This is a genomic window from Pantoea sp. EA-12 (assembly GCF_030053355.1).
GTDB classification, from domain to species: Bacteria; Pseudomonadota; Gammaproteobacteria; order Enterobacterales; family Enterobacteriaceae; genus Pantoea; species Pantoea vagans_C.
The window spans coordinates 18,097-32,900 of the sequence record NZ_JASGBY010000004.1 but is presented as its reverse complement, the minus strand read 5'-3'; the positions used below and the strand labels follow the sequence as shown (position 1 = coordinate 32,900).

At 54.7% G+C, this 14,804-nt stretch carries 13 protein-coding genes; 5 read left to right on the top strand and 8 right to left on the bottom strand.

From position 1 onward, the window contains the following. Nucleotides 1-134: 134 nt before the first annotated feature. The gene (gene proC / locus QMZ30_RS07320) at nucleotides 135-947 is read left to right on the top strand and encodes a pyrroline-5-carboxylate reductase (RefSeq protein ID WP_283226881.1); all 813 of its coding nucleotides are present in this window, start codon (nucleotides 135-137) and stop codon (nucleotides 945-947) included. 41 nt (nucleotides 948-988) lie between these two features. Here proC and QMZ30_RS07315 read toward each other — a convergent pair whose 3' ends face one another. The 4 genes from QMZ30_RS07315 to QMZ30_RS07300 form a co-directional block, all read right to left on the bottom strand. After that, the gene (locus tag QMZ30_RS07315; protein WP_283226880.1) at nucleotides 989-2,515 is read right to left on the bottom strand and encodes an FAD-dependent oxidoreductase; all 1,527 of its coding nucleotides are present in this window, start codon (nucleotides 2,513-2,515) and stop codon (nucleotides 989-991) included. 238 nt (nucleotides 2,516-2,753) lie between these two features. Beyond that, entirely contained in the window at nucleotides 2,754-3,056 is a 303-nt protein-coding gene (locus QMZ30_RS07310; protein ID WP_283226879.1) for a PsiF family protein, read from the bottom strand. Between the two features lie 155 nt (nucleotides 3,057-3,211). Beyond that, on the bottom strand, nucleotides 3,212-3,466 hold the full coding sequence (gene iraP / locus QMZ30_RS07305) for an anti-adapter protein IraP (protein WP_039336012.1): 255 nt from the start codon (nucleotides 3,464-3,466) through the stop codon (nucleotides 3,212-3,214). Nucleotides 3,467-3,679: 213 nt separating this feature from the next. Next, nucleotides 3,680-3,835, bottom strand: a complete 156-nt coding sequence (locus QMZ30_RS07300; protein ID WP_167347695.1) for a hypothetical protein — start codon at nucleotides 3,833-3,835, stop codon at nucleotides 3,680-3,682. 253 nt (nucleotides 3,836-4,088) lie between these two features. Here QMZ30_RS07300 and QMZ30_RS07295 point away from each other — a divergent pair, with 253 nt between their 5' ends. Continuing rightward, the gene (locus QMZ30_RS07295) at nucleotides 4,089-7,178 is read left to right on the top strand and encodes a beta-galactosidase (protein WP_283226878.1); all 3,090 of its coding nucleotides are present in this window, start codon (nucleotides 4,089-4,091) and stop codon (nucleotides 7,176-7,178) included. On the opposite strand, the gene QMZ30_RS07290 is transcribed toward QMZ30_RS07295, so the two are convergent. Continuing rightward, nucleotides 7,108-8,415 carry a multidrug efflux MFS transporter gene (locus QMZ30_RS07290; RefSeq protein ID WP_283226877.1) on the bottom strand — a complete coding sequence of 436 codons (1,308 nt, stop codon included), beginning with the start codon at nucleotides 8,413-8,415 and terminating at the stop codon, nucleotides 7,108-7,110. The two genes, QMZ30_RS07295 and QMZ30_RS07290, sit on opposite strands and share 71 nt — an antisense overlap. Nucleotides 8,416-8,807: 392 nt before the next feature. On the opposite strand from QMZ30_RS07290, the gene QMZ30_RS07285 reads away from it, so the two are divergent. After that, a complete protein-coding gene (locus tag QMZ30_RS07285; RefSeq protein WP_283226876.1) occupies nucleotides 8,808-9,059 on the top strand; it encodes a biofilm development regulator YmgB/AriR family protein in 252 nt (83 codons plus the stop codon). 68 nt (nucleotides 9,060-9,127) lie between these two features. Here the strand turns inward: QMZ30_RS07285 and QMZ30_RS07280 are convergent, their stop codons facing one another. The 3 genes from QMZ30_RS07280 to QMZ30_RS07270 form a co-directional block, all read right to left on the bottom strand. Further along, entirely contained in the window at nucleotides 9,128-9,445 is a 318-nt protein-coding gene (locus QMZ30_RS07280; RefSeq protein ID WP_283226875.1) for a hypothetical protein, read from the bottom strand. A 171-nt stretch (nucleotides 9,446-9,616) separates the two neighbouring features. After that, complete coding sequence (locus tag QMZ30_RS07275) at nucleotides 9,617-9,916, bottom strand: I78 family peptidase inhibitor (RefSeq protein ID WP_283226874.1); 300 nt, start codon at nucleotides 9,914-9,916, stop codon at nucleotides 9,617-9,619. 311 nt (nucleotides 9,917-10,227) lie between these two features. Then, nucleotides 10,228-12,822, bottom strand: a complete 2,595-nt coding sequence (locus tag QMZ30_RS07270; protein WP_283226873.1) for a bifunctional diguanylate cyclase/phosphodiesterase — start codon at nucleotides 12,820-12,822, stop codon at nucleotides 10,228-10,230. 206 nt (nucleotides 12,823-13,028) lie between these two features. Between QMZ30_RS07270 and QMZ30_RS07265 the strand changes: the two genes are divergently transcribed. Both QMZ30_RS07265 and QMZ30_RS07260 read left to right on the top strand, forming a co-directional pair. Beyond that, nucleotides 13,029-13,676, top strand: coding sequence for a CPBP family intramembrane glutamic endopeptidase (locus QMZ30_RS07265; protein WP_039336000.1), 648 nt, complete (start codon nucleotides 13,029-13,031; stop codon nucleotides 13,674-13,676). A 96-nt stretch (nucleotides 13,677-13,772) separates the two neighbouring features. Beyond that, nucleotides 13,773-14,786 (top strand): LacI family DNA-binding transcriptional regulator, encoded by a 1,014-nt coding sequence (locus QMZ30_RS07260; RefSeq protein ID WP_283226872.1) that lies wholly within the window; start codon nucleotides 13,773-13,775, stop codon nucleotides 14,784-14,786. The last annotated feature ends 18 nt before the right edge of the window (nucleotides 14,787-14,804 follow it).

Below are 14,804 nucleotides of genomic sequence, written 5' to 3'. Positions count from 1 at the left end.
TTTTTCTCAGGGAATTGCAGGCGATCTTGCCCTTCTACCGCAGAATGGCAAATGTTATTTACCTGGGTTGTTATTCCGCACGGCTGACGTAAGCTAACCGGCACGAGAAAATGAACCACTTAAAGGATAGAGCGATGCTGGAGAAGAAAATCGGGTTTATCGGCTGCGGCAATATGGCGAAAGCCATCATCAGCGGACTGGTTAACAGCGGGCTGATTGCCCCAGCCAATATCTGGGTGTTTGACCGTAAACCGGCCACCAACCAGTCAATGGCACAGCAATATGGCGTGACCGCCGCAGAGAGCGCGGAAAGCCTGGCGCGTGAGGCCGATATTTTGTTCGGCGCGGTCAAGCCTAATGTGATTCTCAAAGTCCTTAACGATCTCGCCAGCCTGTTAAAGAAAGATGTGCTGGTGGTGTCGATTGCCGCGGGCGTTACTCTGGATTCGCTGGCTGCCGTTTTGGGCCACGATCGTAAGATCATTCGTGTGATGCCAAATACGCCGTCTTTGGTCAATGAAGGCATGACTTCGATTACGCCAAATGTGCTGGTGACAGCGCAGGAAGTGGACGAAGTGGTGGGCATTTTTGAAAGCTTCGGCAAAGCCGCCGTAGTGAATGAATATCTGATTCACGCCGTAGTGGGCGTCAGCGGTTCTGCACCGGCTTACGTGTTTATGTTTATTGAAGCGATGGCTGACGCAGCGGTACTGGGCGGCATGCCGCGCGCGCAAGCCTATCAGTTCGCGGCACAGGCGGTGAAAGGTTCTGCGCAGATGGTACTGGAAACCGGCAAACACCCAGGCGAACTGAAAGACATGGTCTGCTCACCGGGCGGCACCACCATCGAAGCGGTAAAAGTGCTGGAGGAACAAGGCTTCCGCGCGGCAGTGATCAACGCTATGCAGCAGTGCATGGCGAAGTCAGAGGCGTTGAGTAAGCAATAATTCAATGAGGTGCGCATGAATGCGCACCTTACAAATGCAGTTTAGCCTTGACTGGCCTCATACATTTCAATGCCTTGCGCCAGTGTCATTGGCTGTTGCATCGCTTCCACCAGTGACGCCGTCAGCGTATACATGCCCGCAGAGCATACCGCCGCAATGATTCCCTCGCGGCAGTAAAAGGCGATAAAGCGTTTCTCCTGCAACGATCCCAGCAAATGGTACTCATCCCACTCTTGCGCATGCCCGAGATACTCGTAGCGCGTGCCGAAGTGTGCGGTCCAGAAGAAGGGCACGCGATCGAAAGCGATCTCTTTATCCAAGATATTTAGGGCGGCGGTACGCCCCTGCTGTTGCGCCACGCGATAGTGTTCAATGCGCTGCGGCCCTTGCGGCGTGGGGTAAGTAGCAATATCCCCTGCCACCCAAACATTCTCTGCAACGCGCAACTGATCATCGGCCAGCAAGCTGCCGTCGTCCTGAAGGCTGAGATCATGGATAAAGTCAGTCGCAGGATGTACACCGGTGGCGAATAACACCACATCCGCAGACACCGCTTTGCCGCCTTTCAACTGCACCGCACTCACACGCCCTTCACCACTCAGCGCTTCCGGCTCACCTTCAATAAATTTCACACCGTTACTCCGGTGGAGATCGTAAAAATAACGCCCAATCTCTTCACCAAACGTCTTCGCGAAGGGCAACGAATGGCGGGCGATAACGGTGACATCGACATCCCGATTACGCAGCGCACCCGCCATCTCCATACCAATAAAACTATTGCCAATAATCACGGTGTGCTGTCGGTCATCCACTTCTTTTAACAATTCATCAGCCTGAGGAAGTGAACGCAACACATGTACACCCCGCAACGCGTTGCCCGGAATATTCAACGGCTGAGGTGTCCCTCCACTGGCAATCAGCAGTTGATCAAAGTGAATTTTTTGCCCCTCTTCCAACAGCAGCGTATTTTTCTCCGTATTCAGTTCTGCCACATGGCCCTGAATACGCTCCACTGTGCCCAACACGTCGGGTTTTAGCAGTTTGGGCACATCCTTGATCGCCATCTTTCCCGAAGGCACAAACTTGCTCAGGGCCGTACGGTCATAAGGAGCGGCGGACTCTCGTTCCACTAACACAATACGCCCTTTGAAACCTTCATCCCGCAACGTCCAGATGGCCGCACTCCCTGCTGCCCCCGCGCCCAGAATCACACAGACCGGTGATTCACCCTGCGGTGTCGGTGCACTGGCTGGTGACATCGGCTGTGGGTTCACCAGCACTTTTCCCGCTTCGATACGTACCGGATAACGCTTAAGATTAGCCAGCGCCAGTGGCTCACACATTTTGCCATCATCCAGTTGGAACGCTGCTTTGTGCCACGGGCACACTAATCTGTCCCCGCATATCGCTGCCTGCTCCAGCGGTGCGCCCGCATGTGGGCATTTTGCTTGCAACGCCTGCACCCTTTCCCCGTCGCGAATCAGGATGACATCGATATCGTTCACGGTGAATTTGGTCGGTTTACGCTGCGCAAGTGATTTGAGTTGCACGACAGATTGATAGCTCACCTTCAGCCTCCTGCGTTGTAATTGGATTGATGACTTTAAATCCCTACAAACAGTAAGCCTGGCAAACCGTGAGAATTTCGCTGGAAAAACAAAGCGTAACGGCGGACAAGCTGTTGTTTATCACACCGTTAGCCGAAAAAATAAGTGCTGCCTGGAGTAGAAAGGGTATTAATTCCATCGTCATTGCAAAAAAAGGGTTCATGCAAAACATGAACCCTATAAAGGTGTGCAAGACAGATTACGATTTTTTCAGGCAGGAACTCATATAAGTTTTACGCGCATCACCGCTGAGCTTTTTATCACCCGCTTCGGTGTTACAGGTTTTCATCTTCATTTGCTGCGGCGTCATACTGCCCATCTTGCTGTCTTTTTTCAGACAGTCGCTCATAAAGGATTTACGCGCATCCCCTTTTAAATCCTGTGAGGATGCATGCTGATTACATACCGTCATTTTATTTTGCTGCGCAGTTTTCTCTGCAGCACCTGCACTGCCCGCCAACAGCAGGCCTGCTGCCATCATTGCCAAAAGACACGATTTCATTGCCGGATTCTCCATAGAATTGTTGCCCATTAATCATGGCAGGAAATAAGCAAAGCAGAAAAAAATATATTCGCCGTCAAAGGTCGCTTCTTTAACACGCTGGTGGTTTGCACCCTCGTGCCGCACGCTTTATTGAGAGGAAATAAATAAAAGATTTATACGCGGGGATGGTTCAGCAATTTTTCAACGTAATTGCGCAGCAGAGTGGTATCGGGCGTTTCTGCCGCGGGGGCAACAGGTGGCATAGCGCTGGCAATACCGGCTGCAATCTCCTGAAACTGTTCTGGCTCCAGCTTGCGCAACATCGCTGTCAGCACAATTTCTAATGCCTCAACCTGGACCACTAATTCTTTAGACTCTTCTTCTTTTTCAGCCAGCTTCAGCAGAAGTTCCGCGATCAGGTTTTTCATGCGACGGGCTCAATAAGAGATGGAAAACAGACGTTAGCATTGAGGCGTTTAAAACAACAGGGATTTTTCAGTGTTTGAGGAAAATAAACAATAAGCGCAGCGCAATAAAAGAAACGTAATTTCAATATGTAACGGCGAAACGTTTCTCTCAACAAATAACGTGTTTTAGAAACGTTTCGCACGCCTTAATGCATTAACGGCTGGCGCTAATGATTAAGGCCCCATAAAGCCACGGCCTGGTCCACCAGGACCGCCGCCGCCGCCCCAGCCACCACCGTGACCGCCACCGCCACCCGGTGGTGGGAAGATACAACCGCTCAGCGCGGTCACCAATGCCACAACGGCAGCGAGTTTAACAATACGGACCATAATTACCTCAGGATGGTGAAATCGGGCTGAGTGTATGAGGCCGTAGTGCCAGCGACAATACAGAATTCTCCGCAACCTCGCGCTATTCATCCCTGCTCACCACGCTTAACAATTTACTGGCACTACGCCGGCAAAAAACCCACACAGGCCATCTGATAATGAGCAAAAATTCATCCATCGATCTCGGCGTGGTACTTTACAGTGGCCGTGAAATCGCGCAATGTGAGCGAATTACAATTAATGAGATCTTGCCATGACCCTACCCACACTCGCCTTAAGTGATATTCTCGCCCGCCGCGACTGGGAAAACCCGGTGGTGACCAGCCTGAACAGACTGGATGCGCACCCGCCGTTTGCCAGCTGGCGCGACGAAATCAGCGCACGCGACGATGCCCCTTCACCCTCGCGCCAGTTGCTTAATGGCCAGTGGACCTTCAGCTACTTCAGCCAGCCTGAAGCGGTGCCGCAAAGTTGGCTGCTGCAAGACTTAGCGGGATCACATTCGTTACCGGTGCCCGCCAACTGGCAACTGCATGGCTATGACGCGCCGATTTATACCAATGTGCAGTATCCCATTCCGGTGAATCCGCCTTTTGTTCCGCAAGAGAATCCCACTGGATGTTATTCGCTCACATTTAAAGTCGACGATAACTGGATCGCTCAGGGCCAGACTCGCATTATCTTTGATGGCGTCAACTCCGCGTTCTTTCTGTGGTGCAACGGTCAGTGGATTGGCTATTCACAAGATAGCCGGCTGCCAGCCGAATTTGATTTGAGCCAGGCACTGCAAACCGGCCAGAACCGCCTGGCGGTGATGGTGCTGCGCTGGAGTGATGGCAGCTATTTAGAAGATCAGGATATGTGGCGCATGAGCGGCATATTCCGCGATGTGACATTACTGCACAAACCCGAAACACAGCTGGCTGACGTGCAGATCGAAACCGCGCTGAGCCCAGAATATATTCGCGGCGATCTGCGTGTCAGCGTGAAGATCAACGCGGGCACACGTCCGCTGTCACAATGCCGCCTGCGCGTGACATTGTGGCAAGGTGAAGACTGTATCGGCAGCCAGCAGCAGGCACCGGGCAGCGCCATCATTGACGAACGTGGGCACTATCCGGAACGCACGCAGCTGGTGTTGCCGGTACATAACCCCCAATTGTGGAGCGCCGAGACGCCACACCTGTACCGTGCCGTTGTGTCTTTGCTGGATGACCATGACAACCTGATTGAAGCCGAAGCCTATGATGTCGGGTTCCGTCGCGTCAGCATTGAGAACGGGCAACTGTGCGTCAATGGCAAAGCGCTGCTGATCCGAGGCGTGAACCGCCATGAGCACCACCCGGAGAACGGTCAGGTGGTGGATGAAGCCAGCATGCGCCGCGATATTGAGCTGATGAAGCGCCATAACTTCAATGCGGTGCGCTGTGCGCACTACCCGAATCATCCTCTTTGGTATCGACTGTGCGACCAATACGGCTTGTATGTGGTGGACGAAGCCAATATCGAAACCCATGGTATGCAGCCGATGAACCGCCTGTCGGCAGACCCGCGTTGGTTTGCGGCCTACAGCGAACGCGTAACGCGCATGGTGCAGCGCGATCGCAATCACGCCTGCATTATCATCTGGTCACTCGGCAATGAATCCGGTCACGGCAGCACGCACGATGCGCTCTATCAGTGGGTGAAAAGCAGCGATTCGACACGCCCCGTTCAGTACGAAGGCGGCGGGGCCGATACGGCCGCCACGGATATTGTCTGCCCGATGTATGCACGCGTCGATCAGGATCAGCCCTTCCCCGCCGTACCAAAATGGTCACTGAAAAAATGGATTGGCCTGCCAGGAGAAACTCGCCCGCTGATCCTGTGTGAGTACGCACATGCCATGGGCAATAGCTTCGGCGGCTTCGCCAAATACTGGCAGGCCTTCCGCCAGTTCCCGCGCCTACAGGGTGGCTTCGTCTGGGATTGGGTGGATCAAAGCCTGACGCGCCATGATGATCAAGGTCAGCCGTGGCAGGCTTACGGTGGCGATTTTGGCGATACGCCTAACGATCGCCAATTCTGCATGAACGGGTTAGTGTTTGCCGATCGCTCGCCACATCCGGCGCTGTTTGAAGCGCAGCGGGCGCAGCAGTTCTTCCAGTTTCAGCGTGATGCCCACTCCCCTTTCCGCTTCAGTGTTAGTAGCGAGTATCTGTTCCGTCACACGGACAACGAGGTGCTGCGCTGGTCGATTGAGCAAGATGGCGTGGTTATCGATAGCGGTGAAGTGCCCTTAACGCTGGAATCTCAGGGCACCCAACACATCACTGTGCCCACAGCAGAGGGTTTACAGGGCAACGCCTGGCTTAATCTGGCGGTGCATCAAATTGCCGCTACCCCATGGTCTGAGGCCGATGCACGCGTGGCGTGGGATCAGTGGCCACTGCCCGCCGCACTGGCGACGCGTCGCGTGGAAACCAGCGCCACCGCACCAGAATTGATTGCCAATCACGATCTGGTTGCCGTGATCGTGCCGCAGCAGCGCTGGCACTTCTCGCGCCGCACCGGAGAGTTACTGCAGTGGTGGGTGAATGATGAAGAGACCATGCTGACCCCCTTGCAGGAGTGTTTTATCCGCGCGCCCATTGATAACGATATCGGCACCAGTGAAGCGGCGAATGTCGATCCTAATGCGTGGGTCGAACGCTGGAAGCGCGCGGGTTATGACCAGTTGGAAGCGGAGCTGGTGGATATGCAGATCGATAGCCTGAAACACAGCGTACTGATTGAAACCCGGCACCAGTGGCACGCCAACGGCCAGCTGATTTTCACCAGCCACAAGCGCTATCAGATCAACGGTGAGGGTGAGCTTTCGGTGAGCATCGACGTAGAACAGGCACCTGGTTTGCCAGCGCCAGCACGAGTTGGTTTACGCTGTCAGTTAAGCCACAGGCCTCAGCAAGTCAGTTGGCTGGGATTGGGTCCAGATGAAAACTACCCGGACCGCCAACTGGCTGCGCAGTTCTCGCGCTGGCAGCAGCCGCTCGCGTCAATGAGCACCGCGTATGTCTTCCCGGGAGAAAATGGATTGCGCTGCGGCACGCGCCAGCTTGATACCGGAAGCTGGCAGGCCAGCGGGGATTTCGCCTTCTCGCTTAGCTGCCATAGCCTTGAGCAATTGCGTGAGACCTCGCATCGCCACCTGTTGCAGCCAGAAGCAGGCTGCTGGCTACATCTGGATGGCTTCCATATGGGCGTAGGGGGCGATGACTCGTGGAGCCCCAGCGTTAGCCCGGAGTTTTTGCTTTCCCAGCAGCGCTGGCATTACGCGTTGACGTTGCGTCAGTCGCGGGCTTAGCCGCCTGACCACGCGGGTTCACCGGTTGTTCCAGCGTGGTTTTTGGCCGACGATAGAAGCGACGCAGTAGCAATACATTAAGCAATACCACTACGGCGGTGGCGAAGAACACCCAGCGGTAACCGGTGGCGGCAGACACCGCTGCACCCAGCAGCGGTCCTGCCACGTTACCCAGATACATAAATGACTGGTTGTAACCGAAGATACGGCCGGTCACGTTATCGCGCGAGTGACGTACCAGCAAAGTCTGCACCGCAGGCATCATGGCACCGTCGGCAAAGCCCAGCAGAAAACGCAGCACACCTAACTGGGTGGCACTGGTGACAAACGACATGCACATCAATAGCACCAGTGAAAACAGCATGGTGCCTATCAGAATACGTTGCGTGCCGATGAGATCGCCCAGTTTACCCAAGCGCGGCGCAGAGATCAGCGCCGAGACGCCCGGCAACGCCGCAATCACGCCACTGAGAAACGCGAGGTTTTGCGCATCCGGCGCTAGCTCACGCACGAACAGGGTCAAAATCGGGTTCACTGAGCCGTTGCACATCTGGATCACCATGGTGGTGACGAACAGACAGATCATCAGGCGTGGATTGTCGAGGCTGCGAAACACTTCCCGACCACTCATTTTGTCCTGCTTGCTCACTGGCGTGTAGCCGGTCTCTTTAATCAGGAACAGCGTGACCAGGAAACTCACCATCAACAATACGGCGGTGACGATAAACACCATACGCAGGCCAAGCCAGTCCGCCAGCAGTCCGCCAATCATCGGTCCAAGTATCACCCCGCCAATCTGCCCGGTTGAAACACAGCTGAGCGCCCAGCCGCTGCGTTCGCGCGGAACCTGCGCCGCCACCAGCGCCATCGCGTTGGGAATGTAGCCAGACGTGAGCCCCATCAGCGCACGCAGCAACAGTAGCTGCCAGGCTTGCGTCACGAATGCCTGCAGCAGAATAACGGCTCCCATACCAAACGAGGCGCGCAGCAGCATCAACTTGCGGCCCTTACGGTCGGCCAGACTTCCCCACAGCGGCGCAACGGCAGCAGAAACGATGAAGGTAATACTGAAAGTCAGACCCGACCAGATGCTCAGCGCATTACCGCCATGAATGCCGAGTTCCTCAACATACAGCGGCAGGAAGGGGATAATCTGACTGATGGCCAATCCGGTAAAAAAACAGCCAAACCAGACAGATATCAGGTTGACCTTCCAGGACTCGATGGAGCGTAGCATGGGCGTGTACGTCAGAAAAAATGAAATGAGGGTTCAGTCTAACAACCTCATAACATTGCTGGACGGCAAAACATGGCATGGGGGTAAAAACGCAGTTTTCCGCTGCCGGGCGTGATTCTGCTCACAGCAAATAGTGTAAGGGGCAGGATTTGTAGTGTCTTTATGTGCTGAAACAAACAACTCAGCAAAATAAGCGCATCGCGACACCGGGCAAACATGAAAAAATATGTCTACTCGTTACTGACAAGATTCGACGTCGCATCTATGTTTAAAAAATCACCGGCCTTCGCTGGCGAGGCGCTGCCCGTTCTGGACAGTTCCCATGCTTAACCAAAATATCCCAATGCTGCCTGACCAGGTGGCGGGCATCGTTGTCTCTGCGGAGGTCAGCCATGAGAACGCATCCTAATAGCGCCGGTCGGGCGATTACCGACTACTTCAATACACCCGCCTGGCATGCTCCGCACGAAAGCGATCTGCTGGCGGCGATCATGCGTGAACTGATGGATGACGGCCAGCCCGCGACCAGCAAGGCGATTATCACCCGCGTGATAACCAAACTGGAGTTCGAAGGGGATGAGCAGCGGCTGCAAAGCTATCGCAATCTGCTGGCGCAGTTGCTGGAGTCCGGGCAGAAGAAATAGCCCGTTAGCGATGCAAAATGCGCGATTTTCGTAGGGTGCGCATGCATGCGCACCGCCACGTTAAACCATCATTTCACCGCACGTAACTGGTCGGCTTCACTGACGCTGGCTTTGCCACTCTGACGTTGATACAGGCACAGTTCGCGCCCGATTTGATTCTTCATGTGCTTTTGCGGGTAGCGGCCTTCTAAGAGCAGCGCGTCGTAGCCCACGCTATCGTCATATTGAATCGGCTTGCCGATAATTTTAACCGACTTCAAACCGCTGGCTTTCAGGCAGCCTTGCTGCCTGTTGCTGCTATTTTGTTGCCACGCGGCCTCGCTCGAAGCGTACGCCAGTGGGCTCAATAACAAGGTGATGAGCAGGAATTTTCCTGTCGTTGTCATCTTCTTTCCTCATTCCATCGTGCATTAATCGATAGAAAAAAATTCCCGCCGAAGCGGGAAGAAACAAGACGAGCATTGCATATTTGAGAGTGACGAGGAAATCTCCGTAATGCGCAGCTATCCTCGCCCGGCGCTATGACAGCCCGATGACAATGCGATGTCCGTTTGAATTTATCCGCAGTAAACCCTGGAAATTTTACCGCTCTGATCGGCGGTGAAATTCAACCGACGCAGATTGAAATCCATGGTGACGGCCCCGTTCCATGGAATGGCACGCACAGGTACGTCAAAACGTTTTCCTTCCACACTGCTCAGCGGCTGGCCGAGCATGTTTTGATATTGCGAGGCGCCACATTGATCGGCTTCCGGATCGTGGCTGACGGCAGCGGTGCTGTCAGGTTTAGTGGCAGACTGGCAGGCGGTCAGGGCAAAAAAGGCGGTGGCCAGTAGCGCTTTTCCATAATGGGTCACAAGTTTATCCTCCTGGATGAATAGACAACTGATTCCTGAGAGTAACAAAGGGTGCCCATGATGTGAAAAAAAAGCCAGCAGATTGGTCGTGTAAATGTGTTTTATGGCGCGATCTTCCTCTCAATTTGTAGGATTAATCGCACGCTGTGTCTAAACCTCAGCCTGTCAGGCGCTACAATTACCTAAGACTTTTCTGAGGTAATGATTATGGAACTGGCTATCTTTATCGGCTTTGCCATCCTGATGACCGTGATTGCCGTCCGGGTGCGTTAAAGTGTCGTTGTAACAGGGCGGACCTTAATACGTTCGCCCTAAGACAACGCATCCGCCTGTTCCGCCAGGCGCGCGTTGAATGCCTCGAGCGGCATTGGCCGTCCCAGAAAATAGCCCTGCCCCTCTTCACAGGAGAGCGCCTTCAACTCATTTAATTGCGCCTCTGTTTCTATCCCCTCCGCCGTAATGGTGAGTGCGAAAGCGCGCGCCAGTCCAACAATCCCTGCCACCACCGATTGCGCCTGTTTCGACTCAGGGAACTCTTTCATCCATGAGCGATCGATTTTCAGTCCGTTGAACGGGAAGGTTTTCAGATAGCCTAACGCAGCGTAGCCGGTACCAAAATCATCGACCGTCAAGCGCACGCCCAGCGCACGCAAGCCCTGCATGATCTCCAGCGCACGATCCGGGTTTTCGAAAGTGACGTTTTCGGTAATCTCCAGTTCCAACCGGGTCGCCGGTAGACCACTCACCGCCAGGGCATGCGCCACACGATCAACCAGATCGATATTGCGAAACTCCATGGGCGAAATGTTGACCGAGACGTAGCGATGATCGCCCCAATGGCAGGCATCCTGGCACGCGCGCATCAGCACCCAGTCGCTGATCGCCGCAATTAACCCGTTTTCCTCTGCCAGTGGAATGAAGCGATCGGGGGTGATCCATTTATCGTCAGCAACCTGCCAGCGAATCAGCGCTTCTGCGCCCGCTAACTCACCCGTTTGAAGCTGATAACGCGGCTGGTAATGCAACATGAATGCATCCTGTTGCAGTGCCTGCTCAATGGCCTGCACCAACTCACGCTTTGATTCCAGTTGGTTTGCCATATCGGTGGAGTACCACGCCCAGCGCGCTCGCCCTGCACTCCGCGCCTGCCCTAGCGCGATATCCGCGAGACGTAACAAAGCTTCGGGTTGGGTCGCATCCTGCGGAGCGCAGACAATGCCCATGCTGGCGGTCAGGCTCAGTTGGTGTGAATCATTGATGATCGGTTGATGCACGGCACGTTGCAGTGCGCGACAGCGATATTCCACCGCTGCACGTGTCGACTCACGCAGCACTAAAATAAACTCGTCGCCGCCCAGGCGCGCCGCCAGTTCATTCGGCGCGATCAGGTTTTTCAGCCGCTGCGAGATTTCGTTCAATACCAGATCGCCCACGGTGTGACCCCAAGTGTCATTAATCGGTTTGAACTGATCGAGATCGAAACTGATAACAAACAGCGGATCGTCATCGCTCGCCGTTTCCAGATGAGTGGTAAGGAACTCCTGCAACTGGATGCGGTTGGCCAGACCGGTGAGCATGTCATGTCGGGACAGGAACTGAATTCGCGCCTCAGCGTCCACTTCATGCGTGATGTCTGACACGGTACCGCGAAAACCGGCGCGCAGCCCGTTGCGGCGAATGGTTTTAGCTGAAAGCTCACCAATGCGACGCTCACCGTTGGCGGCCATAAACTGGCAGCGCAAAGGCACATGCTGTATTTCATCGCCCTGACGCAGTAACCACGCCACCAGCGAATGGCTGGGATGGCTCAACAGCTGATCGAGTGGACGTCCGATCCAGCTCTTTACATCATGCCCGGTTCCCGCCGCAAAGCGTGAAGAGAGATAGCTGAGGCGGCCATGATCGTCAACTTCCCAAATCCAGTCCGACGCCGCTTCAGCCAGATCGCGAAAACGTTCCTCACTGTTGGCCAGTTCACGCTGGCTAACGGCGAGCATTTCATAGCGACGGTCGGAAATCACTGCATTGTGCAGCGCATGGCGAATCACGCGGCGTGTCACCAGCGCAACAGCCAGCACGGTAAACAGCAGCAGCGGCATCATCAACCAGATGACACCAAACCCAGGATTTTTCGCTTCCCAACGCAATACCAGCGGCTCGCCTTGAATCACCGGTTCAACCAGACGCGGCTCTTCCAGTGCATCGTCCAGGCTGCTGGCGATGCGTGGGGCAACGACATTGAGGGATTTACCCAGTACTTGCAATTTGCCCGGCGTCAGGATGTTAACGAAGATCATCACGGATGAGGGACCGGGGATGGTGGGGAGGTTGGGAACTTTGCCTGGTGTTATTGGCGCAGCCACCACCAGTGCGGGCTGTTCATTGATAATCACATTGCGGGTGATACCCTCTTCTGGCTGTTTGCGCGCCGCCGCCAGCAGCAAAGGCGTTTGTCCGCCCAGCCAGCTCTCTAGTGAGGTCTCGGACAATTTGCCGTCGACGATGGCGTAGCGCGTTTTCCCGTTGCCATCTATGACAAACACGCCGTCATAGTGATACTCCTTGTAAAGGCTGGGACCAAAATTCTCCTCATCCCACGCCCAGACTTTGTTCACCGTCAGATGCAGGTTTTTCCAACCCTCACCCCAGTTGGCATAGTCACGCACATCGATGATCATCTGCTCTTGCTGCTGCTGCCAAGCCCGGCGCATCAGGTTGACATCCTGCTGCATCGAATCACTGTTTTGTCGATGGGCAATCACCAGCACCATCACAACCGAAAGCAATAGCACGCCAAATAGCAGCGAGGTTAAGGTGCGCAGGCTACGCCGCGTTACCCGAACCGTGTGCGCTTCCATGTTTGCCCTGGTTGGCAAGGTAGCGTGTCGGTGATACTCAGAATTCATGCATTATGCTCGCAAAACAGAAGCAGCAAAAAGAGAGGACCGGTGATGCCCGGTCCCTGTAATGGTTTTTTCGATTATCGGCGCAGAGCGCCACAGATTTAGCCCTAACGGTGGAATATTTGAGCGATGCAATTCTCTGCCGGGCTATCTCGACAGCGATGATCGGCATTGCTACTATGCGCTTTCTTCTGCCCATTGAGCCGACTATGGACACCCAATCCGACAAGGTTACGTTGACGCTGTTCTACGCTGCCAGCTTTGTGGTGTATTACATCGTGACCATGCTGATTACGCTGTTTCCCAACTACGGGGCGCTGCGTAACAACGGTTTGCTGGTGCCGGTGCTCTGCCTGTTTGAATTCGCCGTAATTTATCCGCTGTACCGCTTCTACTGCCAGCGCCGCACGGATATTCCGCTAGGGTATTTGCGTCCCGGTCAGGCGCTGCTTTTTGTCGGCGCCTTGGTGGCGTTGATGGTGGCACAAACACAGTTCTTACAGCCCGAAGGGTGGTTGATTGCGCAAAGCCAGCAGGGCCGCAGCTCTATGCTAATTCTGCTGCTGACAGCCGTATTATTGGCGCCGGTGTTTGAAGAAGTGTTGTTCCGCGGCTTCCTGCTGCAAGGATTTCTGTTGTGGGCACCGAAAAGCCGCTTCGCCTGCATGTTACTCACCTCGCTGCTGTTTGCCGCCATGCATACCCAGTATGTGCACTGGGAAACCATCGTGGCACTGACGCTGTTTTCGCTGCTGTTATGCTATGCGCGTTTGCGCAGCAACAGCTTGGCGCTGCCGATCTTTCTGCATACCCTCAATAACCTGATCGCTATCCTGCCCGCCTGGTTTTACGCCTGATCTCGCTCACTGTTTCTTAACGTTCCCTTCAATTTTTTCAGTGCTTTCAGGTAGTATCGCTGTTTATGCGATATGGATTGATGGTCTGGAAAGTCGATGATTACCATGCTGGATGTGGCCCGCAAGGCCGGTGTCTCCAAAGCGACCGTGTCGCGCGTGTTGGCGGGCAATCGCTACGTTAGCAAAACCACGCAGCAGAAAGTGTTCAAGGCCATTGAGGAGACGGGTTACCGGCCCAATCTACTGGCGCGCAGCCTGGCGACGCAGAAGTCGCAAAATATTGGCTTGATTGTCACGCACTCTCTGTTTAACGGACCCTACTTCAGCGAATTGCTCTACCAGACCGCGACGTTGACCAATAACTATGGCCGCCAGCTGATTCTCGCCGATGGTAAAACCTCTGCTGATGACGAACGGGCGGCGATTGAGTTTCTACTCGATTTACGCTGCGACGCCATTATTATCTATCCGCGCTTCCTGGATACCGCCGCGCTGGAAGCCATTATTGAGCAGCACGATGTTCCTATAATGGTGGTCAATCGCCAGCTACAACGCCATGCCGACCACTGCGTGTGGGCGACACATCAGCAGAATACCTTTGATGCCGTAAGTTATCTGATTGCGCGCGGCCACCATGAGATTGCCTTTATCACGGGTTTGCCGGGTTCACCGACTGCCGCCGCGCGCCTGGCGGGATATCAGCAGGCACTGGCGCTGCATGGGTTAGCGCTGGAACCCGCGCGTGTGATGGCTGGCGCATGGACGCCGAACAGCGGCCAGCAGGCGGCACAGCAGTTGCTGGCAACGGGTGTCTCTTTTAGCGCTCTGATGGCGAGCAATGATGATATGGTGATTGGCGCCGCGCTGGCGCTAAATGCTGCGGGTAAGAGGCTACCGCAGGATGTATCGCTGATGGGATTTGATGATATCCGCATGGCCGAATTTTTCCTGCCACCGCTGACCACCGTGCATGTACCGGTTGCCGAGATGATTCAGCACACCCTGGCCCAGTTAGTGGCGATGCTGGAGGGGGAAGCGATCCATCCCTTGCCCCCGTTCAGCGGCCGGTTGATTGAGCGCGCTTCCGTGGCGGATGGTCCGTATTTATAACGGCGCCACCTTTGCCCG